This is a genomic window from Nonomuraea terrae (assembly GCF_044465245.1).
GTDB lineage: Bacteria > Actinomycetota > Actinomycetes > Streptosporangiales > Streptosporangiaceae > Nonomuraea > Nonomuraea terrae.
Window position 1 is genome coordinate 505,644 of sequence record NZ_JBITLL010000003.1, and the last position, 21,181, is coordinate 526,824.

Below are 21,181 nucleotides of genomic sequence, written 5' to 3' on the forward strand. Positions count from 1 at the left end.
ACATCGTTGCCATCCAGACCAGCCGCCCCGAGGGCTTTTCATCCCGCTCTGTCCCGAGGGGGCCATCGCGTCGTGGTGAGGCACCGTGAACAGGTGAGGTCCCGTGGACTGCCGGGTGGCGTACGGCGGGCGGTTTTCGTAGCCGTGGCTGTGGGGGAGGCGTTGACAGGGCGCGCGAAAAGCCCGGAATTGGGGCGATATTTGTTGGGGTAATCGTGGAGATATCGGGAGCGCTCGTTCAATCCACCCTCTCGCTTATTACGGGAGGATATGTGGTTCAAGGCCATTTTGGTTTGTGTGTTTTGGAGCCGCCATGCGAGCCGTCGCCGCTCGAGACCGCGCCGCCGGTATCGATGGGCTCTCGCTGACCGAGATGCCGTACCCGCATGCCGCCGAGAACGACGTCATCGTCCGGGTGCACGCCGCGGGGTTCATCGCCGGAGAGCTCGACTGGCCGGGGACGTGGGTCGATCGAGCCGGTCATGACCGGGCGGCGAGTGTGCCCGGGCATGGCGTGTCGGGGGTCGTCGCCGAATTGGGGTACGGCACCACCGGTCTTACCGTCGGGCAGCGGGTGTTCGGGCTGACCGACCGGTGCCGTAACGGTTCGCTGGCCGAGTACGTGGCGGAGGAGGCGCGCAACCTCGCGCCGCTGCCGGCCGACGTCGACCACACCGTGGCCGCCGCGTTGCCGATCTCCGGGCTGACCGCATGGCAGGGCCGGTTCGACCACGGCCGTCTCACGACCGGCCAGACCGCGCTCATCCACGGCGCCGCGGGCGCGGTCGGCTCGGTCGCGGTGCAGCTCGCGCGCGAGGCGGGAGCCCGCGTGGCTCGCCGACCTCGTCCAGCGGCTGCGGGACGGCCGGCTCAAGCCCATCGTCGGCGCCGTACGGACGCCGGCAGAAGCGCCGGCGGCGTTCACTCCCGACCGGCGCACCCCCGGCAAGACGATCATTCGCGTCACGGAAGCCCGATGAGGAGGCCGTCATGATCGGAACACGGTTCGCCGGCGCTTGTCTGGCCGCCACCATGGTGGCCACCGCGTGCGCCCCCGCGGCCCAGCCCGCGCCCGACGTGGCGCCGGTCGCCGCCGTGGTGACGACGCCACCGTCGGACAAACTGACGCCGCTGTACGAGCAGGCGCTTCCGAACGTCAAGGGCAAGACGTTCACCTCGGCGATCGTCGACTTCCCGCCTGCCGGTCGCGCGGCGCCGCATCGGCACGGTTCGGCCTTCGTCTACGCCTACGTGCTCGAAGGCTCGGTGCGCAGCCGGCTCGCCGACGGGCCGGCGCGTACGTACCAGCAGGGCGAGGACTGGGTCGAGCAGCCGGGCGCCCACCACCTGCTCGCCGAGAACACCAGCCAGACGAAACCGGCGAAACTGCTGGTCATCTTCATCTCCGACACCGGGCACGAGCTCAAGGTCGACGACTAGCAGCCGGCTCCGTCCGGCGAGACGGCCAGGCGCTGGAGGCGACGTCGGTGGCAGTAGCGGCGCGGCCACGCCGGCCGGTCGGGTGGGCCGGCCGGCGTGCCCGCTCCCGGCAAGCGGGCGAACTCGTCGTCGGTGAGCGACTGCCGATGGTCCTCAACCGGCCGCGCGTCGTGATCAACCCGTCGCCGTCGGCGGACCGTGGGCTGCGACCGGTCGAGTTCCCGCGCGGACGGCGCAGAGCCGTTCCCGGCGGTCAGAGTTCCCCAACCGGCCCGACACGCTTGCCCGCAGCCCGGCCGGGTAGGGGTGGGCGCATGGCCACACTCATGGATCGAGTGCGCACGTACCTGCGCAGCCCTCAGGGCAGACAGAATGTCGAGAAGGCGAAGCGCATGGCCCGTGACCCGCACACGCAGCAGAAGATGCGGCGGTTCCTGGACAAGTTCCGGTCACGGCGTCACTGATATCGGGCGGATTTCGCCGGCACGGTGGGAGGCCCGGCTTTCGCGCCGGGCCTCACTCCACCTTGTGCACGGTGACGGCCTGAACCGCCGTCAGCAAAATCGTGTGGACGGGCGATTCATGCCGGGTCGAAGCGGAGCCCTGCGCGTACTCGTCGAGGACGACGCTCTTGCGGGCCCGGTCCAGTTCGACGACGACTCCCTTCAGGGACTGGCCGCCGTAGAGGTGCACCGTCACCCGCTGCCGGCTCCCTTCCACGCTGGACAGTACGTCCACCCACACGTCCATGACTTCCATCCGGTCCTCCGTGTGGACGTTCGCCCGTAGGCATCTCCCCCTCATTCTCGCATGTCGGACGTACCGCGCCGGGTGGGCGAGCGGCGTCAGATCCAGCCGCGGCGGGTGGCCTCCATCGCGACCTGGAAGCGGGTCTGGGCGCCGAGACGGCGCATCAGCTTCGTGATGTGCCGCTGGACCGTGCGCTCACTCCATCCCAGCGCGCGGCTGGCCGCCTTGTCCGTGGCGCCCGAGGCCAGCAGCGTGAGCAGGCGCTCCTCGTCCTGCGACAGCTCCCCGCCCTGCGGCGTCAGCCGTACGGGGACGCTGCGCTCCCACAGCGCCTCGAACAGCGCCATCAGCGCGTCGAGCAGCGGCGACGGATGGATCAGGTACGACGCCGTGACCGCGCTGTCGCCCGCCCGCAGCAACGGGATGATGGCCAGCCGGTCGTCGGAGATCGCCAGCTTCATCGGCAGGTCGGCGGCGATGCGCGCCTGCTCCCCGCGTTGCATCCCGGCCGTCACGTCCTCCAGCCAGCCCGGCAGCTCCAGCACGCTGGTGTCGTAGATGACGCGGTACTTCACGCCGCGCCGCAGCAGGTCCAGCTCGATCGGGTTCGAGCGGGTGTGCTGCTCGGGGGCGGCGTACGGCGGGCGGTCGAAGCCGCGCATCTCGGCCCTGGTGTTCCGCTGCAGCTGGGCGAAGCGCTGGTTGACCTCGTCACGCCCCGAGACGACCTCGATGAGCTCGCCGGGGTGGGAGAAGAGGGTGTTGGCGCGGTAGACGTCCATGAGCACGCGGATGTGGGTGCGGACGCCGTCGAGCTGGCGTTCGCGCTCGCGCAGGATGGCCTCGAGGCTGCTGTCGGGCGAGACGGCGACATAGCGGGTGGGGCGGCCGGTCGAGCGGGTGGCCAGGCCGAGCTCGACCAGCGACTGCAGGATGCGCCGCGTGGCCGTGACCGGCAGGTGGCAGTCGGCGGCGATCTCGGCGGCCGTGGCCTGGGTCCGCCGCACGAGAGCGTCGTAGACCTCCTCGTCCTGGACGCTGAGTCCGATGGCCTGCAGCAATCCCGCCCCCTCGGATGTCGGGTTTACGCCAGATGACAGAAACTCGTCACCCACGGATCTTGTCAGGAAATAGACGGAGATGTCAGCGTTCTTGGGCACCATCGGCCCCTGTGGCCACAGGATGAAGGAGCCCCCTTGCCGCTGTCCCCCCGTCGGCCTCCTGGACGACGCCTGCTCGCGGCCGTCCTGCCCGCCCTGCTCGTGACCGCAGGGATGTCCGGGACGCTCGTACCGTTAGCCGCGACCTCGGCGATGGCGCAGGCCGTCACCGCCGACGAGCCAGGCCCCGCGCCGAAGATCGACCCCAAGCTCGCCGACCGGATGACGAGCGCTCGCGGCCGCCTGGAGGCGGTCGTCGTGCTGCGCACCCCGCAGGAGGCGCCGGCGATGAAGTCGCGCGCCGAGGCCCGCGCCGCGCTGACGGCGAGCGCCGAGCCGACCCAGGACCCGGTCGCCGCGCTGGTCGCCCAGCGCGGCGACGTCGTGGTCAACCGGTTCTGGCTGAAGAACATGCTCCTGGTACGCGCCACGCCCGCCACGCTGGCCGCCCTGGCGGAGCTCGACGTGGTGGACCGGATCATCCCGAACTTCACCCTGACCACCCCGGACCCGGACAAGCCGGAGGCCGCGGCCCCCAAGGCCACGGCGGCCGGGAGCGCGACCTGGGGCGTGGCCAAGATCGGCGCAGATCGGGTGCGCGCCGACCGCGGCCTGACGGGCGAGGGCGTGCGCGTGGCCGTGCTCGACACCGGCATCGACGCCGCCCACCCCGACCTGGCCGGCAAGCTGGCCACCGACGACGCCTCGGACCCGAAGCACCCGGGCGGCTGGATCGAGTTCGACCCGTCCGGCATGCCGGTGCCGTCCGAGCCGCATGACAGCAGCTTCCACGGCACGCACGTGGCGGGCACGATCGCGGGCGGTGACGCGTCCGGCACGCAGATCGGCGTCGCGCCGGGCGCCGAGCTGATGGCCGCCCTGGTCATCCCGGGCGGCTCCGGCACGCTCGCCCAGGTGATCGCCGGCATGCAGTGGGCCGTCGCTCCGTACGCGGCCGACGGCAGCCCGGCGGGCGAGCCGGCCGACGTCGTCAGCATGTCGCTGGGCGCCGAGGGTTACGCGGACGAGTTCATCGAGCCGGTGCGGAACATCATCAAGGCCGGAGCGTTCCCGGCATTCGCCGCCGGCAACGACTGCGTGGAGGGCCAGTCCAACAGCCCGGGCAACGTGTACGAGTCCCTGGCCGTGGGCGCGACCGACGCCGACGACAACGTGGCCGACTTCTCCTGCGGCGGCGTGGTCCAGCGCGGCGACTGGTTCAGCGCGCCGCCCGAGTGGCCCGACTCCTACGTCGTGCCGGACGTCTCCGCCCCCGGCGTGGACGTGGTCTCGTCCCTGCCGAACGGCGAGTACGGCTCCCTGAACGGCACCTCGATGGCCACCCCGCACGTCAGCGGCACCGTCGCGCTCATGCTGGAGGCGCGCCCCGGCCTGACCGTGGAGGCGGCCGAGGAGATCCTGGCCGGCACGTCGGTCTCCGACGACCGGTACGGCCCGCGTCCGAACCCGCGCATCGGCCTCGGCCGCGTCGACGCGTACGCCGCCGTCGCCGAGGCGGCGCTGGAGAGCGGCGTGCGCGGCACGGTCACCGACGAGCGCAGCCGCAGGCCGCTGGCCGGCGTCAAGGTCGCCGCGGAGACCGGCCGCAGCACCGTGACCGACGACGAGGGGCACTTCGAGCTGCGGCTGCCGGCCGGCACCCGCGAGCTGACGCTGTCCAGGTTCGGCTACCAGGACGACTCCCGCAGCGTCCGGGTCGAGGACGACCGGCTCTCCGACGTGCGCTGGGCGCTGGAGCGGACCCCCTGGAGCACGATCTCGGGCACGGTGACGTACGGGCCGACCGGCTCTGCGGTGCCGGGCGCGACCGTCTCGGTGCTCGGGGTCCCCGACGAGCTGACGGGCGCCACCGACCGGAACGGCCGGTACACGATCAAGGACGTGCCGGTCGGCGACCACCAGATCTCCGCGTACGCCCCGGGCGTGTCCCGTTCGCAGCCGGTGCAGGTCACCGTGGGCCGCCAGAAGGCGTCCGCGGACGTGACGCTGCCGCGCCGCCCGCAGACCGAGCGCGTGTCGGTGGGCCCGGACGGCCGCCAGGGCAACCACGAGACGTGGTGGCCCGAGCTCAGCGGCGACGCGAGCGTGGTCGTGTACGCCAGCTTCGCCGCCAACCTCCTCGACGACGAGGATGACAACGCCGAGCTGGACGTCTTCGCCACCGACCTGCGCACCCGGACGACCGAGCGGGTCTCGGTGCCGACCGGCGGCGGCCTGGCGAACTCGTTCTCGCTGTCGCCGACGGTCAGCGCCGACGGGCGGTACGTCGGGTTCAACAGCGGGGCGAGCAACCTCGCCGAGGGAGACACGAACGGTCAGACGGACGCGTTCGTGCACGACCGGCAGACGGTGACGACGGAGCTGGTGTCCGTGTCGTCCGACGGCACGCCGGGCGACGGGCTGTCGGGCTCGCCGGTCATCAGCGCGGACGGCCGGTACGCGGTCTTCAGCAGCGACGCGACGAACCTGGTGCCCGGTGACACGAACGGCCGCAGCGACGTGTTCCTGCGCGACCGGCAGGAGCGCACGACCGTGCGCCTGTCCGTCGCCCAGGACGGCTCCCAGCTGAACGGCCAGGCCCGCGAGCCGTCGATCAGCGCCGACGGCCGGTACGTGGCCTTCCAGAGCGACGCCGCCAACGTCGTGCCCGGTGACGCCGACGGCCTGAACGACGCGTTCGTGCTCGACCGCCAGAGCGGGACGGTCAAGCGGATCGAGGGGCCGTTCCCGGACACCGAGACCACCGGGCCGGTGCTCAGCGCCGACGGGACCGCGGTGGCCTTCGCCAACGGCGTGGGGCTCGGCGAGATCTACGTGCAGAACCTGGCCACCGGCAAGACCGACATGGTGTCGGTCACGCTGGACGGGCAGGGGGCGGGCGCCCTGTCGTTCGCCCCGGAGCTGAACGCGGACGGCAGCAAGGTCGTCTTCTACAGCGACTCGGGCCGGCTCACCGAGGGCGACACGAACGCGCGCAGCGACGTGTTCCTGCGCGACGTCGCGGCGGGCACCACCACGCTGCTGTCCACCGGCCCCAACGGCGAGGAGGGCGACGACCGCACCGAGCTGCCGTCGATCAGCGACGACGGGCGGTACGTGGTCTGGCAGAGCACCTCGGGCAACCTGGTCGAGGGCGACACCAACCACCGGTCCGACATCTTCGTGCACGACCTGGTGGCCGGGCCGGAGGCGCTGTTCACGCTGGCCGGTCTGGACGTCTCCCCCGCCGTCTCGCGGTCGGGGCGCGTCGAGGTGCGCGCGCTGGTGAAGAACATCGGCGAACGGGCGGGCTCGTACGAGGCCGTGCTGCGCGTCGACGGCGAGAAGGTCCAGCAGCGTACGGTGCCGCTGCAGCCCGGCCGCGGCACGCGCGTCACGTTCGCGCTGCGCGCCGAACCCGGCGACCACACCGTCGAGCTGGGGCCGCTGACCGGGCGGTTCACGGTCAAGCGCTAGAGAAGGTCTCTCCTGGCAGGGCCGCCCGGCATCGGGCGGCCCTGTCGCGTTTCCCGAACGCCGGCGCCTGAAGGGCCGGCGGAACGGGGGCGTTCAGGCGGAGCCGCGGGCGATCAGCCGGGCGGAGGCAGTTCGCCGGAGCCGCGGGCGATCAGCCGGGTCGGCACGGTCGTGCGGCGCGCCCGGGAGCGGTCGCCGTCGAGCCGCCTCAGCACCATCTCGGCCGCCGCGGCCCCGACCGCCGCCGGGTCCTGGGCCACCACCGTCAGCGGCGGGTCGAGCGCCTCGGCCAGCGGCAGGTCGTCGAAGCCGACCACGGCGACGTCCTTGCGGCCCGCCCGCGACAGTGCCACCACCGCGCCCATCGAGGCCAGGTTGTTCCCCGCGAACAGCGCCGTCGGCGGGTCGGCGAGGGATAACAGCCGCATCGTCGCCCGGGCCGCGGCCTCCATGTCATGACCGGTCTCCGCCAGCGCCCGGTCGTACGGCAGCCCCGCGCCGTCGAGGGCGTCGCGGTAGCCCTGGAGCCGTTCGCGGCGGGTGTAGAGCGAGGCGGGCACGTCGCCGACGAAGCCGATCCTGCGATGCCCGTGCGCGATGAGGTGGGCGACACCCGCCCGTGAGCCCTCGCGGTTGGCGCTGACCACGCAGTCGGCCCGCAGGCCGGCGGCCGGGCGGTCGAGGAAGACGATGGGCAGCCCGGCCACCCGCTCGGAACGCAGGTGGCGGTGGTCGCTGGACGCCGCGGGGACCACCATGAGGGCGCTGACCCGGCGGGCCAGGAACGTCGCGATCAACGACTGCTCCAGGCCGGCCGCCTCGTCGGAAGAGCCGACGATGAGGGTGAGCCCGCGCGCCCGCACCGCGCTCTCGACGCCGCCCGCGACCGTGCCGAAGAACGGGTTGCCCATCTCGGGGATGACCAGGCCGATCGCGGCGTCGCGGGCGCCCACGCGTATGTTGCGGGCCATGAGGTTGGGCTGGTAGCCGAGCTTCCTGACCGCCGCCAGGACGCGCTCGCGGGTCTCCACGGCCACCGGGCCGTCGTTGAGCACCCGGGAGACGGTCTTCGCGGTGACCCCGACCTCACGGGCCACATCGGTCATCGTCGGACGCCGCATCGCGCCCATGCTCGCCGTCCGTCCTCAGGACCAGCCGATCGCGTCCGCCGCGCTCTGGTCCACCACCACGGACTTGCCGTCCGACACCTGGAGCGCGCCGGTCATGACGGCCACCACCTCCGCCATGCTGTGCTCGCGCGGGCTGATCTCGGCGACCCGGCGGCCGAGGCGCTGGATGTGGATCCGGTCGGCGATCTCGAAGACGTGCGGCATGTTGTGGCTGATCAGGACGACCGGCGTGCCCCGGTCGCGGACCTGCCTGATCAGGTCGAGCACCTGGCCCGACTCCTTGACGCCGAGCGCCGCCGTGGGCTCGTCCATGACGACGACGCGGGTGGCCCACGCCACCGCCCTGGCCACGGCCACGCCCTGGCGCTGGCCGCCGGACAGCGACTCGACCGGCTGGCTGAGCGAGCGCAGCCCGATCTTCAGCTCGGCCATGTGCCGGGCCGACTCCTGCCGCATGCGCTTCTTGTCCAGCATCCGGAAGACCTTGCCGAGCACGCCGGGCTTGCGCAGCTCGCGGCCGAGGAACATGTTCGTGGCGATGTCGAGCGAGGCGGCGATGGCGAGGTCCTGGTAGACGGTCTCGATGCCGTGCCGGCGGGCGTCGAGCGGGTCGCGGAAGCGCACGGGCTCGCCGTCGAGCCGGATCTCGCCGGAGTCGGGCTGCAGGGCGCCGGTCAGCGCCTTGATCAGGCTGGTCTTGCCGGCGCCGTTGTCGCCGATGACCGCGAGCACCTCGCCGGGCATCAGGTCGAAGTCGGCGCCGTCGAGCGCGACGACGTGACCGTAGCGCCTGGTCAGGCCGCGGGCCTGGAGCACCGGGGTGGTCATCGGTTCCTCCTGCGGGAGAGCTGGTCGACGGCGACGGCGAGGATCACGAGGATGCCGGTGATGAGCGTCTGGTAGATCGACGGCACGCCCATGAGCTGCAGGCCGTTGCGGAAGACCCCCACGATGAGCGCCCCGACCAGCGTCCCGATGACCAGGCCGCGGCCGCCGAACAGGCTGGTGCCGCCGAGCACGACGGCGGTGATGCTGTCGAGGTTGTCGGTCTGGCCGGCCTGCGGGTCGCCCACGCCCGTACGGGAGACCAGCAGCAGGGCGGCGATGCCGTAGACGAAGCCGGCCAGCGTGTAGACGCCGACCGTCAGCCGGCGCGTCCTGATGCCGGTCAGCCGGGCCACCTCGGGGCTGTTGCCGAGCGCGTACACGTGGCGGCCCCACGCGGTCGAGCCCAGCAGGTACGCGAACAGCAGGAACAGCAGGATCGTCAGCAGCGAGCCGTAGGTGACGTTCGTCTGCCCGACCTGGAACGTCTGCCCGAGGAACGTCAGCAGGCCGGGCAGGCCGACCACCGTCTGCTCGTTCGAGTAGATGTGCGTGAGCGCGAACGCCACGTTCAGCATGCCGAGCGTCACGATGAACGGCGGCAGCGAGATCCGCGTCACCAGCAGCCCGTTGACCAGCCCGAAGGCGGCGCAGACGGCGAGCCCGGCGGCCACCGCGAGCAGCGGCGGCAGGCCGTGGTCCACGGCCAGCTTGGTCATCACGATCCCGCCGAACGCCATGATCGCGCCGCACGCCAGGTCGATGCCCGCGGTCAGGATGATCAGGGTCTGGCCGATGGCGAGCGTGCCGACGACCATGACCTGCTGGATGATCAGGGAGAAGTTGGGGCCGGTGAGGAACTGGTCGCTGTTGACGCCGAAGAACACGCACGCCAGCACGAGCGCCGCCAGCGGCCCGGCGACGGGCGTGACGACCAGGCGGCGCGCCGGCGACGGCGCTTCGATCACCGCCATGTCAGCCCCAGCAGTTGGCCAGGCCGAAGGCGGTGTCCTGCGCCTCGACCCCGGGGACGGCCTTGTCGGTGATGAGGGTGACGCCGGTGTCGGTGTAGCCGCCGGCCTTCTGGCCTGTCCTGGCGAACGCGGCCACGGCCTTGACGCCCTCCTCGGCCATCTTCAGCGGGTACTGCTGGCTGGTCGCGGCGATCTGCCCCGACTGCACGGCCCGCGTGCCGGTGCAGCCGCCGTCGACGGAGACGATCAGCACGTCCTTCTCGCGGCCCTTGGCCTTCAACGCGGTGTACGCGCCCAGCGCCGCCGGCTCGTTGATGGTGTAGACGAGGTTGATGTCGGGCGCCTTCTGCAGGCAGTTCTCCATGGCGGTCTGCCCCCTCGCCTGGTCGCCGCGGGTGTCCTGGGAGCAGACGACGGAGGGGTCGCCCTCCTGGACGCCGAACCCCTTGAGGAAGCCGTCGTGCCTGAGCTGCCCGACCGTGATGCCCGGGGCCAGGTCGAGCGTGGCGATCTTGGCGGGCTTGCCCGCCATGGCGGCCTTGGCGTACTGGCCGATCAGCTCGCCGGCCTTGAAGTTGTCGGTGGCGAACAGCGCGTCCGTGGCGTTCTGCGGCTCGGTCGGCGTGTCCAGCGCGATCACCAGGACGCCGGCGTCGCGGGCCTTCTGGATCGCGGGGACGATGGCCTTGGTGTCGCTCGGCGTGATGAGGATGCCCTTCACGCCGGCGGCCACCATGTTCTCGATGGCGGTGATCTGGGAGGCGTTGTCGCCGTCGAACTTGCCCGCGGCGCTCATCAGCTCCATGCCGCCCGCCTGGGCGGCCTTCTCGGCGCCTTCCTTCATCTTGACGAAGAACGGGTTCGTCTCGGTCTTCGTGATCAGGCCGACCTTGGGCGGGGCGGAGGCGCTCTGCCCGCCGCCCCCGCCTCCGCACCCGGTGAGGAGAAGCGCTGTGACCAGGAGTCCTGCCGGAATCTTCGCGTTCATGGCGGTTCCTATCAGGGGGGACTCGCTGTCATCGCCGACATATGTCAACGTTGACATCCGCTGTGCTGCGATGATGAACTCCGGTCCGGGAAACGTCAATGCCCACGGGCCGTGACAGGCCGGAAACGTGCTCAGGAGAGGCAGCCCCCCGATGATCGCCGTCCTCGGCGAGTGCGTCGCCGACGCCTTCACCTCCGCCTCCCGGGCCGGCTCCATGGACCTGCGGGTGTTGCCCGGGGGCGGGCCGGCGAACACGGCGGTGGCGCTGGCCCGGCTCGGCACGCCCACGCGTTTCCTCGGGCGGCTCTCCCACGACGTGTTCGGCGGCCTGTTCCGCGAGCACCTGGCGTCCTCCGGAGTCGACCTGTCCGCCTCCGTCGAGGCCGCCGAGCCGAGCACCCTCGCCGTCGCCGCCCTCGACGAGGACGGCCGGGCCGCGTACACCTTCTACGCCACCGGCACCGCCGACTGGCAGTGGAGCCCGGACGAGCTGGGGCCGGAACGCCTCGGGCCGGCCGCCTGCCTGCACACCGGCTCGCTCGCCCTGGTCAAGGGGCCGGGCGGGGAGGTCGTGGAGGAGTTCGCGCGGGCGGCGGCCGGGCGGGCCACGGTCTCGGTCGACCCGAACGTCCGCCCGAGCCTGGCCACGAAGGACGACTACCAGGTGGCCCGCTGGTGCGCGTGGGCCGACATCCTCAAGCTCAGCGAGGACGACCTCGGCTTCCTGCTGCCCGGTGTGCCGCTCGAAGCGGCCTGCGACATGCACCACGAGGCGGGCGCCCGTCTGGTCGTCGTGACCAGGGGTGCTTCCGGCGTGCTCGTCTCGCTGGACGGCGACCGCGCCGCGGTGCCGGCGCCGGAGGTGGCGGTCGCCGACACGGTCGGGGCGGGCGACGCGTTCACCGCGGGCCTGCTGCACGATTTCGGCGCGCGGGGCCTGCTCGGCGGCCGCCTGGACGGCCTCGACCTGCCCGCCGCCGTGCAGGCGGCCGAGTTCGCCGTCCGGGTGGCCGCCCTGACCTGCACGGTCCCCGGGGCGAACCCGCCCTGGGCCCGCGACCTCACCCCCTGACCTCACGTCGCCGTCAGTCGGCGGGGACCGTGCGGTAGCCGTTCCAGACGAAGCGGGCCGTCGTCACCGCGTCGTCGCCGTCGCCCGTGATGAGCTGGTGGATGGCGATGCCGTCAAGCTCGCGGTATTCGCACCACTCGTGGTCGGACGTCAGCACCAGGTCCAGCCCGAGGTCCACCAGCAGGTCGAACACCTGACCCCGGTTCGTCTTGTCCACCCCGACGAACACCTCGTCCAGCAGGATGAAGCGGGGGCATCCCGGGTCGGTCTGGTAGTGCGCGGCCACCGCGGCGAACAGCGGCAGATGCAGGGCGATCGCCTTCTCCCCGCCCGACAGGGCGCCGTGCAACTTCCTGGTCAGCTCCTGCCAGCCCTGCCCGTCGCCCCGGTCCAGCTTGACCGCGAACCGGTGCCAGGCCGTGTAGTCGAGCACCTTCATCAGCTGGTCCTCCCAGCTCGCCGAGGAGTCGTCGGCGCGGGCCTCCTCCACGCGGTCGCGGAAGAAGACGTACAGCTCCTCCTTCTCGGCCTCGCTCAGCCCGGCGGGGTCGCGCAGCAGCAGGTCGCGGGCGGCGCGCGTGCCCGGCGACTGGGTGGGGTCGACCTGCCAGACCAGCCGGACGGCCACCCGGGAGGCGGTGCGGACGCGTTCGAGGCGCTGGTTCATGCTCTCCACCAGCGCCGTCGCCTGCCGGATCCGGTCGGCCAGGTGCCGCCGCGTGTCGCCCGCGAGCGTACGGTCGAACAGGTCGCGTTCGGCGTCGGTGATGTCGGAGCGCCGCTCGTCGCGTTCCATGCGCAGCGCCCTGCTCAGCGCCGCCGCCCCGGTCCTGACGCCGTTGACGGTGGCGGTGAGCACCTGGACGTCCTCGTCCGGGGCCAGCTCCAGGTCGGCCCGGTCGGCGAGGACCTCCCTGGCGTGGTGGAAGGCGTCCCGGAGCCGCGCCTCGGCCGCCCTGACGTTCTTGTGCTCGTACGGCACCGAGGCGAGCTGCTCGGCCACGGACCCCGCCGCCTCCAGGACGGCCCGCGCCCCCGCTCCGGGCGGCAGCTCGATCGTGACCTGCGCGTCCACCGGCAGGTGCCCGGCCGCCAGGCGGCGGAACCGGTCGCACACCTCGTCGCGCACCCGCCCGGCCTCGGCGTGCCGGTCCTCGGCGGTGCCGAGCTCGCCGCGCAGCCGGCCCAGCCGGGCGTTGAGCCGCGCCAGGTCGTCGTGGCCGGCCTTGATGTGGCGGCGGCAGGACTGGTAGGCGTTCTGGGCGTCCTGGAGCCGGTCGAGCACGCCGTCGTGATCGTCGCCGGCCGTGGACTCGACGGCGGCCAGCCGCTCGGCCAGCACCACGGCCTGCGACGCGGACTCCTCGGCGCGCTCGACGGCCTCGACGGCGAGCCGTTCGCAGGCGCGGGCGGTCTCGGCGGCCAGCTCGGCGCGCTCCCCGGCGGCGCGGGCCTCGGCCCGCCGGTCGTGCCAGACGGCGCCGGTCGCCTCGGCGGCGCGCAGCGCCTCCTCCAGGGTGTCGAGCGCGGCCGCCGCGGTGGGCAGCGCGTGGCGGGCGGCCAGCTCGGTGAGCCTGCGCAGCGAGCGGCCGACGTCCTGCTCGCGCTCGCGCAGCCGCTGCTCGTGGCGGCGCAGGTCGTCCTCCAGCAGCGCCACCTTCCGCACCGCTCCGTCGAGCGCCCGCACGGCGTCGGCGTACGGCCGGCGGTCGGGTCTGCGGCGCAGCTCGGCGGCCAGCGTCTCCCGCTCGCCCTGGACCACGGCGAGCAGGTGGTCGCACTCGGCGATGCGCCCGGCCAGCTCACTCAGCCGGTCGTCCAGCTCCGCCACACGCCGCCGCCTGGCACGCTCGCGGGCGGTCGCGCCGATGTACGACGGCTCCGGCTTGACCCAGCGGCCGGCCGCCGGGCCGAGCCGCCAGGTGCCGTCCGCGCCGATCACGGCCGAGTGGTCGACGCCGATCGCGGTCGGCGCGAACGCGATGCCGCCGAGCACGGCGTCGGCGGGCACCGGCGAGTCGGGCTCGGTGAACAGCACGTGGGCCAGGCTGTAGCCGGGCGCGGGCCGCGACAGCGCGACCACGGCGAAGGCGTCGTGCTCGCCGGGGTCGAACCCGCCGTCGGGACGCAGCCACAGGTCGAGCAGGCCGGAGGCTTCGAGCGCGGCCTCCACCCCGGCCTGGGCGACCGGGTCGAGGCCCGAGCGGAACGCCACCGCGCGCCACAGCGGGGTGCCGGGGCCGCGACGGGCGGCGGCGCCCCGGGTGTGCGGGGCCGGGGGCGCGAGGACGGTCTGCTCGTCGAGGCGTTCGCGTTCCCCGACCAGCTCGGCGCGTTCGGCGACCAGGCGTTCGCGCAGACCCGTGACCTGCTGCTCACGGGCGGCCAGCTCGACGGCGGCCATCGTCCGCGCGGTGCCGACCAGGTCGTCGGCGCGCTCGAAGTGCTCGGCCAGGCCGGCCAGCGTGCCGGGGTCGAGCTGGAGCTGGGTGCAGCCGCCCGCCCATTCGCCGAGGTCGGCGGCCAGGTCTCGGGCGCGTTCCGCGCGTACGCGCTCGGCTCGCTCGTGCGCCTCCTGGGCGGAGGCGAGGTCGTCGCGCGCGCGGTCGCGGTCGTGCTCGGCGGCGGCGCGGCGCGTGACGGCCTCGCCGTGCGCGGCGGCGCCGGCCCTGACCTCCCTGATCTGCGCCGCCCGGCTGCTCACGGCGGCCCGCAACAACTCCCTGACCCGCCGCCCGGTCTCGTCCGTCCCGCCCGTCCCCCACGAGACCGCGCCGCCCTCGACGTCACCCCGGCCGACGCCCGCCTCCGCCGGCTCCGCGCCACCGCGGGGCACGACGCGGCCGGCGTCACTTCCCTCGCCATCGCCTCGGACCAGGGCCCCGCCGTCATCGGCTCCTTGGGGACCGCCGTCGGCGGTCGCCCGGTCGGTGGCGGTTCCGCCGGGCGTGGTCGTGGTGGTGGCCGGGCGGTCACGGGTGGTGTGTTCGGATTCTTCGTGGACGGCGAGCAGCCCGGCGCGTTCGGCGGCGTGGCGGGCCTCCGCGCGGGCGCGTTCGGCCAGGCCGGCCGCCGTGCGGGCCGCCGCTTCGGCCTCGGCGGCGAGCTCCTGCTTGGCCGTGACCGCGCGGGCCGCGTGCCCGGCCTGGTCGCGCAGGCGGGCGGCCGCCTCGTGCGCCGCCTGCGCCTCCGTGCGCAGGCGGTGCAGGTCGCGCCCGGACCGGTACGCCTCACTCTCCTTGAGCCCGTCGATCTGCGCGGCCAGGGCGAGCTCCTGCGCCTCCTGCTCCCCCAGCCGCGCGGTGGTCGCGTCGAGCTCCCGCTCGGCCTCCTTGAGCGTCTCCCCCTTGCCCCTGACCTCGGCGGCCAGCGACTCCAGCGCCGAGCCGGCCGAGGTCACCGCCGCGGCGGCGGCGCGCAGCACCCGCTGGGCGTAGCCGCGCTGCCGGCCGGCGAGCCGTTCGGCCTCCGCCACGTCGCGGTCGAGCAGCCGCAGCTCCTCCCGCTGCCGGTCGAGCCGTTCGAACCCTTCGGCGATCTCGTGGATCTCGCCCTCCCCCAGCGGCGGCAGCGCGCTCGACAGCAGGTCGGACAGCAGCCCTGGGTCGAGCCGTTCGGACAGCTTGGGGGTGCGCAGCTGGCGCAGCGCGGTCAGCAGCGAGTCGTAGCGCTGCTCGTTGAGGCCGCGGTAGAGCGTCTGGCGCACGACCGTGCGGTAGGCCTCCGCGGAGTCGTACACGGTGCCGGAGGCCCCGAGCTCCTCGGCTAGCTGGGCCCTGGTGAGGGGCTGCCCGTTCTCGCCGCTGAGCCGGATGCCGTCGGCGGTGTCGACCCGCGCCTCGGAGGTGAAGTACGCGGCGGTCACGTTCTTGGTGTGCACGGTGGCCTGCAGCCGGGCGCCGCAGGTGAACCAGCGCCCGTCGCCGTGCCCGAACTCCAGCCACACGTACCCGACCCTGGTGGCGCCGCCGGTGCCGTCGCCCATGAGGTTCCAGTGCATGGTGCGCTCGGTGCCACCGAACGTGGACAGCCGGCTCGGCTTGAGACTCGCGTCCAGCACGTACGGCAGCAGCAGTTCCAGCACCTTCGACTTGCCGCTGCCGTTGGGGCCGCGCAGCAGCACCCGGCCCCGGTGGAACTCGAACATCTCGTCGTAGTAGCGCCACACGTTGAGGATCCCGGCGCGTACGGGGATCCAGCGGGCGTCCACGCCCCGCGCGGCACGGGGGGCGGCGAGCTCGGTCACGGTCATCGGTCCTCCTGATCGTCCGGCGCGGGATCGACCCGGTAGCGGGCGGCGGCGGGCAGTGCGGCGACCCGCTCCCCCGTCCGGCGGGCCAGGCCGAAAAGGGTGAGCACCTCCAGCGCGTCGGCCGCCAGCCGCGGCCCGCCGCCGTCGGACTGGTAGGCCTTGGCCCACTGCGGGAAGCGGCGCAGCAGGTCGGCGGCCTCGGCGTCGAGGCGGGCCGTCGTGACGGGCCCGGCGGTGACGAGGAGGTCGAGCAGGAGCAGGGCGGCCACCTTGGCGTGGCCGCCGTCGTCGGGGAAGCGGGTGTCGGTGGCGATCGCGTCGGCGTCGACCAGCAGCAGGCCCTCGGCCCGCTCCTCCAGCACGAACCCGGCCTCCTCGGCCGCGCGGCGGATGAGCCGCCGGCCGGTCGCGGAGGCGGCGTACGCGGCCTCGGCGGGGGTCAGCTCGTGGCGGTAGACGACGGGCTCGTCCAGGAGGCGGCGGATGAGCGAGTGGCGGGTCTGCAGGGCGCGCTGGGTCGCCGTCTGTTCCCCGCCCTGTTCCTCGCCGCCGTAGCGGGACTCGGTGGTGAGCGAGCCGGGCAGGCCGCGGGCGTCGGCGCGCGAGGGTGGCACGGGCGCGGCGAGCAGCCTGATCACGAGCGTGGTGTCGACCCGGTAGAGCACCTTGGCGTCCTCGTCGCCGAGGTAGGAGTCGGTGACGCCGTCCATGGCGGTGAGGGCGCCGTAGTGCTCCAGCAGCTTGAGTGCGTCCGCGAACGCGGCCCGCTCGTCGTTCCTGACCGGGTCGAACGCCGGCACGCCCGGCTCGACCGCGGCCGCCTGGGCGACCCGCCGGGCCAGCATCCCGATGGTGGTGACCGGCGCGGCGAGCAGCTCGGCCGCGCACAGGCACAGCAGCGTGTAACGGCGGCGGTCGAAGGGCGCCCCCGTGGCGCGACGGCGGCGCGCGGGCCGGGTGGCGGCGGGCTCGGACCTGACCTTGACCAGGCGGGCGTAGCCCTGGCGCGGCTCGACGACGAGCCGCCAGCCGCAGAAGTAGTCGAACCACTGCACGAGCGGCCGGCGGCGTTTCCTGATGAGGTCGAACGCGGCAGGGTCGTCGTGCCGGGACACGAGCGGCCGGCCGAGGAGGGTCCTGATCGCGCGGGCGATCTCCTCCTTCTCGGCCCTGACGAGCTGGTTGGCCAGACTGCTCATGCGCCCGCCGCCCTGACCGCCGTCGGGGCCGCTCCTGCCGCCGCTGCTGCCGCGGTTCCGGCCGCCGTTCTGGTCGCGGTTCCGGCCGCCGTTCTGGTCGCGGTTCCGGCCGCCGTTCTGGTCGCGGTTCTGGTCGCCATCGGGGCCTCGCCGGTCGCGCGGACGTCGACGAGGTAGTCCGGCCCGCGCAGCCATCCTTCCGGGGTGCGCAGCACCGCCACGGCCCCGTCGCCGGGGGCCCGCAGGATGATCTCCACCCGTCCGTCGGAGGTGACCGCCCGCCGGACGCCGGTCGCGTCGGGGCGCTCGGCCAGGGCCCGGCCGAGCAGGTCGAGGAGCCGGCCGAACGTGTCGTGATCGAGCTCGCCGAGCTCCGACAGCCGCAGCGCGCCGGTGGTGGCCAGCGCTGCCCAGGCGGCCTCCAGCTCGGCGCGTTCCTTCTCGGCCCTGGCCCGGCGCTCGGCCCGCAGCGCCGCCACGTCGCGGATCCGGCCGGTGCGGCCCATGCGCTCGGTGCGGCCGCTGGAGCGCAGCAGCGCCGACACCTCGACCGGCTCCGCCTGCGCCCACGGGATGCCGGGCGGGATCAGCTCGGCATCGGCGTGGCCGAGGTGGGCGTGCCGGGCCGAGCCGAGCCCGAACGCGGCGTCCCACAGCCGGTGCGCGTCGTCCTCGCCGGGTGCGGCGGCGAACCAGCGGGCCAGCGTACGGAAGTCGGCGGCGGCGCTGGAGGAGCGGCGGCGGGAGTCGGTGATCCGGTCGAGCACCTGCAGCAGCGCCACGATGGCCCGCCGGGCCACGTCGTGCAGCAGGCGCACCCGCGGCACGGCGCCGGCCTCGCCGGGCGCGAACCACAGCAGCAGCCCCTCCCACCGCTCCCGCCGCGCCGCCAGCCAGTCGGCCGCGGGGTCGGCGCCCGGGGTCTGGGGAAGGTCGGCGCCGTCGAGCGCGCGGGCGTGCAGCACGCCGACGCCGTGCGCCGCCACCGCGCGCAGGGCGGCGGCGATGCTGTCGCCGCGCTGCTCCAGATCGGTCACGAACTCCTGCAGGTAGGCCACCGTGGCGGCCTTGACCTCGTGGAACGTGGCCAGGTCGGCGCCCTCGACGCGCAGCAGGCGCTGCAGCTCGCCGTTGAACCGCCGGGTGTTGCCGCGCAGCGCGTCGAGGTGGGCCTCCAGCTCCTGCAGGCTCGTGAAGATGCGCCGGTTGCGGCCGGGGTCGGGATCGCCGAGCAGGCCGTCCAGCTCGGCCAGCCGGTCGGCGACGGCGTCGAGCACGGCGGTCTGCAGCGCGCCCGCCGAGGCCAGCACGGCCATCGCGTGCCGCATCCCGGCGAGGGCGGCCTCGCCGCGCCTGGTGAGCGCGTACTGCAGGTTCCTGCGTTCGTACTCCTCGGCGGTGGCGAAGGTGCCCGCGTGGTTGAAGATCACGTCGAGCAGGCCCCAGCCGGTCAGCTGCTTCAGCGTGCCGGCCAGGTCGTGCTCGCCGACCGGCGCGTACCAGCCCACCGCGCGCAGCCGCTCGCGCACCTGCTCCGCCGTCAGCGCCGTCTCCAGCCGTTCGTCGGCCTCGCCGAAGGCGTAGAGCACCGCTGTGTGCAGGTCCGCCCGCTCGGTGGTGGTGAACCGGAACATCTCGGGCGGCACTCGTGGCGGCTCCGCCATCACCCCGCTCCCTCCCCCGGACGATTACAACGAGCCACCGTAGCGTCACAGGGCTTCGCGGCGACCGCTGTTTGCGAGCACATCACGGGGGTACGGCGCCACCATTATCGGAACCCGGGGGGACGGCAATGGCGGAGTTCGAGGCGACGCGCGGGATGCCCGCGGAGAGCATGGTCGTCTTCGGCGTCGCGTCCGACGTCGAACTCATGGACCGCTGGCTGCCTCAGGGCCTGTCGGTGCACGACACCGGGCCCGGCACCATCGAGGCCGACGGCGACCTCGTCCCCGGCACGGGGCACCACGAGGGCCTGTTCCGCGTCTCGGAGGAGCAGCTCAGGGTCGAGTGGGGCGGGCGTGACCACCCCGACTACTCGGGCTGGCTGCAGGTTTCCGACGCGGCCAGCGGGACGAGCGAGGTGACCGTGCACATCAGCCTCCTCGACGAGCCCGACTCAGGGCCGCGCGCCGACGAGGTGCGTGAGCTGCTCGACCGCTCCCTCGACCGCCTGGCAGAAGAGGTCGACAGCCGTATCCACGACGCCGGATGATCTACCTTCGGCCGGAAAGCCCGGCCTGACAGGGCATGCCGCGGCGAGGACGGGAAAGCGCAGCACTATTGGTACTGACGGTTCAGATGTGACCGGGAATTTTACCCGTCATGGTATTCGTTGAACCCTCTTAGCTCCGCTACCCTGATGGGGACGTTTCCCGCAAACGATCTATTCGGCCGTCAATCTAACGCGTCGGATCCTTTGCCGTCCACCCCTTGGAACCATGCGAATCCTGTCAAAACTTCTTTCGCCTGTCGTGGCAGGCGCGCTCGCCATGTCGGGATTCACCGGCACGGCCGAAGCGGCGGCCCCTGGAAAGCTGGACCGTTTCTACGGCCAGCGCCTGACCTGGGGAGACTGCGGCAGCGGTTTCGAATGCAGCAAAATGTCCGTACCACTGGACTATGCGCAGCCCGAAGCCGACCAGATTCAGATCTCGCTGATCCGCCTGCCCGCCACAGGAAAGAAGATCGGCTCGATCGTCCTCAATTTCGGCGGCCCCGGCGCGTCCGGTGTCGAGTCGCTGAAAGACAGCCACGGCACCGTTTCCCCTGCCGTTCGCGAGCATTTCGACGTGGTCAGCTTCGACCCGCGCGGCGTCGGCGGTTCCTCGCCGGTGCGCTGCATGGGCACCCTCGGCCTCGACGCCTACCTGTCGATCGACCCGACGCCCGACACGCCGCGCGAGGAGAAGCAGTCCGAGCGCTGGGACAGCACGTTCGCCAAGAACTGCCTGGAGCGTTCCGGCAAGAAGCTCCTCGCCCACGTCGGCACGGTCGACGCGGCGCGCGACATGGACGTGATGCGGGCCACCCTCGGCGACGCCGGCCTGACGTACCTGGGCTTCTCCTACGGCACCTACCTGGGCTCGCTCTACGCGGACATGTACCCGAAGCGGGTGCGGGCCATGGTGCTGGACGGCGCCGAGGACCCGTCGCTGGACATGGACGCGTTCACGGAGGACCAGGACCGCGGTTTCCAGATCGCGACCGAGTCGTTCCTGCGCGACTGCTTCAAGTCCGCCGACTGCCCGTTCCGCGAGCGCACGGTCACGGGCGCGCTGGACGAGCTCGACAAGCTCTACGCGCGGGCCGACGACGCGCCGCTGCGCAACACCCGCGACGCCCGGCAGGTGAACGAGGCGGTCGTGCGGGCGGCGGTGGACTTCTCGATGTACCAGACGTCGTCGTGGCCGCACCTGCGCCACGCGCTGACGGACGCGTTCAAGGGCGACGGGACGAAGCTGCTGCGCCTGGCCGACGTCGGCAACGGGCGGCGCTCCGACGGCACCTACGACAACGACTTCGAGGCCCTCATGGCCATCAACTGCGTCGACCACCCCGAGGCGCCCTGCCCGCACTGGCCGGTCAAGGGCACCCGCTACCCGAAGAAGGTGCGGGCCGAGGGCTCGCCCCCGATCGTGGTCGTGGGCACGACGCGTGACCCGGCGACGCCGTACAAGCTGGCCAAGTCGCTGGCCAAGCAGCTGGCCAACGGCGTGCTGCTGACCAACGACGCCGACGGCCACACCGCCTACGGCGGGTCGTACTGCCTCGACCGGAAGATCGACGAATACCTGATCAGCGCGAAGCGCCCGCAGGACGGCACCTGCAAGGCGTAACGCCCCCGCGCTCAGCCACCGGCCCCGCACCGTCCCACACGACGGTGTGGGGCCGGTGACGTTCGGGTCAATCCCGGG

16 protein-coding genes are annotated in these 21,181 nt (G+C 73.2%); 7 read left to right on the forward strand and 9 right to left on the reverse strand.

Translation table 11 applies throughout. The features are described from left to right. The first annotated feature begins 313 nt into the window (after nt 1-313). The 3 genes from ACIBP6_RS14795 (at nt 314) to ACIBP6_RS14805 (ending at nt 1,904) form a co-directional block, all read left to right on the forward strand. On the forward strand, nt 314-994 hold the full coding sequence (locus ACIBP6_RS14795; RefSeq protein WP_397052337.1) for an NADP-dependent oxidoreductase: 681 nt from the start codon (nt 314-316) through the stop codon (nt 992-994). Further along, a complete protein-coding gene (locus ACIBP6_RS14800) occupies nt 991-1,440 on the forward strand; it encodes a cupin domain-containing protein (protein WP_397052339.1) in 450 nt (149 codons plus the stop codon). The genes ACIBP6_RS14795 and ACIBP6_RS14800 overlap by 4 nt, the downstream gene beginning before the upstream one ends. Nucleotides 1,441-1,754: 314 nt before the next feature. Further along, the gene (locus ACIBP6_RS14805; protein WP_165970021.1) at nt 1,755-1,904 is read left to right on the forward strand and encodes a hypothetical protein; all 150 of its coding nucleotides are present in this window, start codon (nt 1,755-1,757) and stop codon (nt 1,902-1,904) included. A 52-nt stretch (nt 1,905-1,956) separates the two neighbouring features. Here ACIBP6_RS14805 and ACIBP6_RS14810 read toward each other — a convergent pair whose 3' ends face one another. Next, nucleotides 1,957-2,199: a hypothetical protein gene (locus ACIBP6_RS14810; protein WP_132618820.1), complete on the reverse strand. Its 243-nt coding sequence runs from the start codon at nt 2,197-2,199 to the stop codon at nt 1,957-1,959. An 86-nt stretch (nt 2,200-2,285) separates the two neighbouring features. Beyond that, the gene (locus tag ACIBP6_RS14815; protein ID WP_397052341.1) at nt 2,286-3,251 is read right to left on the reverse strand and encodes a helix-turn-helix transcriptional regulator; all 966 of its coding nucleotides are present in this window, start codon (nt 3,249-3,251) and stop codon (nt 2,286-2,288) included. A gap of 135 nt (nt 3,252-3,386) precedes the next feature. Here ACIBP6_RS14815 and ACIBP6_RS14820 point away from each other — a divergent pair, with 135 nt between their 5' ends. After that, nucleotides 3,387-6,827: a S8 family serine peptidase gene (locus tag ACIBP6_RS14820; RefSeq protein ID WP_397052343.1), complete on the forward strand. Its 3,441-nt coding sequence runs from the start codon at nt 3,387-3,389 to the stop codon at nt 6,825-6,827. Between the two features lie 113 nt (nt 6,828-6,940). Here the strand turns inward: ACIBP6_RS14820 and ACIBP6_RS14825 are convergent, their stop codons facing one another. The 4 genes from ACIBP6_RS14825 to ACIBP6_RS14840 are packed head-to-tail and all read right to left on the reverse strand — an operon-like array spanning nt 6,941 to nt 10,744. Beyond that, nucleotides 6,941-7,948, reverse strand: coding sequence for a LacI family DNA-binding transcriptional regulator (locus ACIBP6_RS14825; protein WP_397052345.1), 1,008 nt, complete (start codon nt 7,946-7,948; stop codon nt 6,941-6,943). A 24-nt stretch (nt 7,949-7,972) separates the two neighbouring features. Continuing rightward, the gene (locus ACIBP6_RS14830; RefSeq protein ID WP_397052347.1) at nt 7,973-8,785 is read right to left on the reverse strand and encodes an ATP-binding cassette domain-containing protein; all 813 of its coding nucleotides are present in this window, start codon (nt 8,783-8,785) and stop codon (nt 7,973-7,975) included. Next, a complete protein-coding gene (locus ACIBP6_RS14835; RefSeq protein ID WP_397052349.1) occupies nt 8,782-9,756 on the reverse strand; it encodes an ABC transporter permease in 975 nt (324 codons plus the stop codon). Before ACIBP6_RS14835 ends, ACIBP6_RS14830 begins: the two co-directional genes overlap by 4 nt. A gap of 1 nt (nt 9,757) precedes the next feature. Next, a complete protein-coding gene (locus ACIBP6_RS14840) occupies nt 9,758-10,744 on the reverse strand; it encodes a sugar ABC transporter substrate-binding protein (RefSeq protein ID WP_397052351.1) in 987 nt (328 codons plus the stop codon). Nucleotides 10,745-10,895: 151 nt separating this feature from the next. Here ACIBP6_RS14840 and ACIBP6_RS14845 point away from each other — a divergent pair, with 151 nt between their 5' ends. Next, nucleotides 10,896-11,816: a carbohydrate kinase gene (locus ACIBP6_RS14845; protein ID WP_397052353.1), complete on the forward strand. Its 921-nt coding sequence runs from the start codon at nt 10,896-10,898 to the stop codon at nt 11,814-11,816. 13 nt (nt 11,817-11,829) lie between these two features. Here ACIBP6_RS14845 and ACIBP6_RS14850 read toward each other — a convergent pair whose 3' ends face one another. From ACIBP6_RS14850 to ACIBP6_RS14860, 3 genes are read right to left on the reverse strand one after another with little or no spacing between them, the layout of a single operon-like run. After that, nucleotides 11,830-16,068: a TIGR02680 family protein gene (locus ACIBP6_RS14850; RefSeq protein ID WP_397052355.1), complete on the reverse strand. Its 4,239-nt coding sequence runs from the start codon at nt 16,066-16,068 to the stop codon at nt 11,830-11,832. Next, the gene (locus ACIBP6_RS14855) at nt 16,065-17,267 is read right to left on the reverse strand and encodes a TIGR02678 family protein (RefSeq protein WP_397052357.1); all 1,203 of its coding nucleotides are present in this window, start codon (nt 17,265-17,267) and stop codon (nt 16,065-16,067) included. The genes ACIBP6_RS14850 and ACIBP6_RS14855 overlap by 4 nt, the downstream gene beginning before the upstream one ends. Beyond that, nucleotides 17,264-18,931, reverse strand: coding sequence for a TIGR02677 family protein (locus ACIBP6_RS14860; RefSeq protein WP_397052358.1), 1,668 nt, complete (start codon nt 18,929-18,931; stop codon nt 17,264-17,266). The genes ACIBP6_RS14855 and ACIBP6_RS14860 overlap by 4 nt, the downstream gene beginning before the upstream one ends. A 128-nt stretch (nt 18,932-19,059) precedes the next feature. On the opposite strand from ACIBP6_RS14860, the gene ACIBP6_RS14865 reads away from it, so the two are divergent. Together ACIBP6_RS14865 and ACIBP6_RS14870 are read left to right on the forward strand one after the other, a co-directional pair. Further along, nucleotides 19,060-19,479, forward strand: a complete 420-nt coding sequence (locus tag ACIBP6_RS14865; RefSeq protein WP_397052360.1) for an SRPBCC family protein — start codon at nt 19,060-19,062, stop codon at nt 19,477-19,479. Nucleotides 19,480-19,867: 388 nt separating this feature from the next. Further along, nucleotides 19,868-21,103, forward strand: coding sequence for an alpha/beta hydrolase (locus ACIBP6_RS14870; protein ID WP_397052362.1), 1,236 nt, complete (start codon nt 19,868-19,870; stop codon nt 21,101-21,103). Nucleotides 21,104-21,181: the final 78 nt, after the last annotated feature.

Coding starts and splice junctions, on each gene's coding strand:
- ACIBP6_RS14865 (WP_397052360.1), top strand. CDS start 19,060: ATGGCGGAGTTCGAGGCGACGCGCGGGATGCCCGCGGAGAGCATGGTC.
- ACIBP6_RS14810 (WP_132618820.1), bottom strand. CDS start 2,199: ATGGAAGTCATGGACGTGTGGGTGGACGTACTGTCCAGCGTGGAAGGG.
- ACIBP6_RS14840 (WP_397052351.1), bottom strand. CDS start 10,744: ATGAACGCGAAGATTCCGGCAGGACTCCTGGTCACAGCGCTTCTCCTC.
- ACIBP6_RS14870 (WP_397052362.1), top strand. CDS start 19,868: ATGTCCGTACCACTGGACTATGCGCAGCCCGAAGCCGACCAGATTCAG.
- ACIBP6_RS14800 (WP_397052339.1), top strand. CDS start 991: ATGATCGGAACACGGTTCGCCGGCGCTTGTCTGGCCGCCACCATGGTG.
- ACIBP6_RS14795 (WP_397052337.1), top strand. CDS start 314: ATGCGAGCCGTCGCCGCTCGAGACCGCGCCGCCGGTATCGATGGGCTC.
- ACIBP6_RS14805 (WP_165970021.1), top strand. CDS start 1,755: ATGGCCACACTCATGGATCGAGTGCGCACGTACCTGCGCAGCCCTCAG.
- ACIBP6_RS14825 (WP_397052345.1), bottom strand. CDS start 7,948: ATGCGGCGTCCGACGATGACCGATGTGGCCCGTGAGGTCGGGGTCACC.
- ACIBP6_RS14860 (WP_397052358.1), bottom strand. CDS start 18,931: ATGGCGGAGCCGCCACGAGTGCCGCCCGAGATGTTCCGGTTCACCACC.
- ACIBP6_RS14830 (WP_397052347.1), bottom strand. CDS start 8,785: ATGACCACCCCGGTGCTCCAGGCCCGCGGCCTGACCAGGCGCTACGGT.
- ACIBP6_RS14845 (WP_397052353.1), top strand. CDS start 10,896: ATGATCGCCGTCCTCGGCGAGTGCGTCGCCGACGCCTTCACCTCCGCC.
- ACIBP6_RS14835 (WP_397052349.1), bottom strand. CDS start 9,756: ATGGCGGTGATCGAAGCGCCGTCGCCGGCGCGCCGCCTGGTCGTCACG.
- ACIBP6_RS14855 (WP_397052357.1), bottom strand. CDS start 17,267: ATGAGCAGTCTGGCCAACCAGCTCGTCAGGGCCGAGAAGGAGGAGATC.
- ACIBP6_RS14850 (WP_397052355.1), bottom strand. CDS start 16,068: ATGACCGTGACCGAGCTCGCCGCCCCCCGTGCCGCGCGGGGCGTGGAC.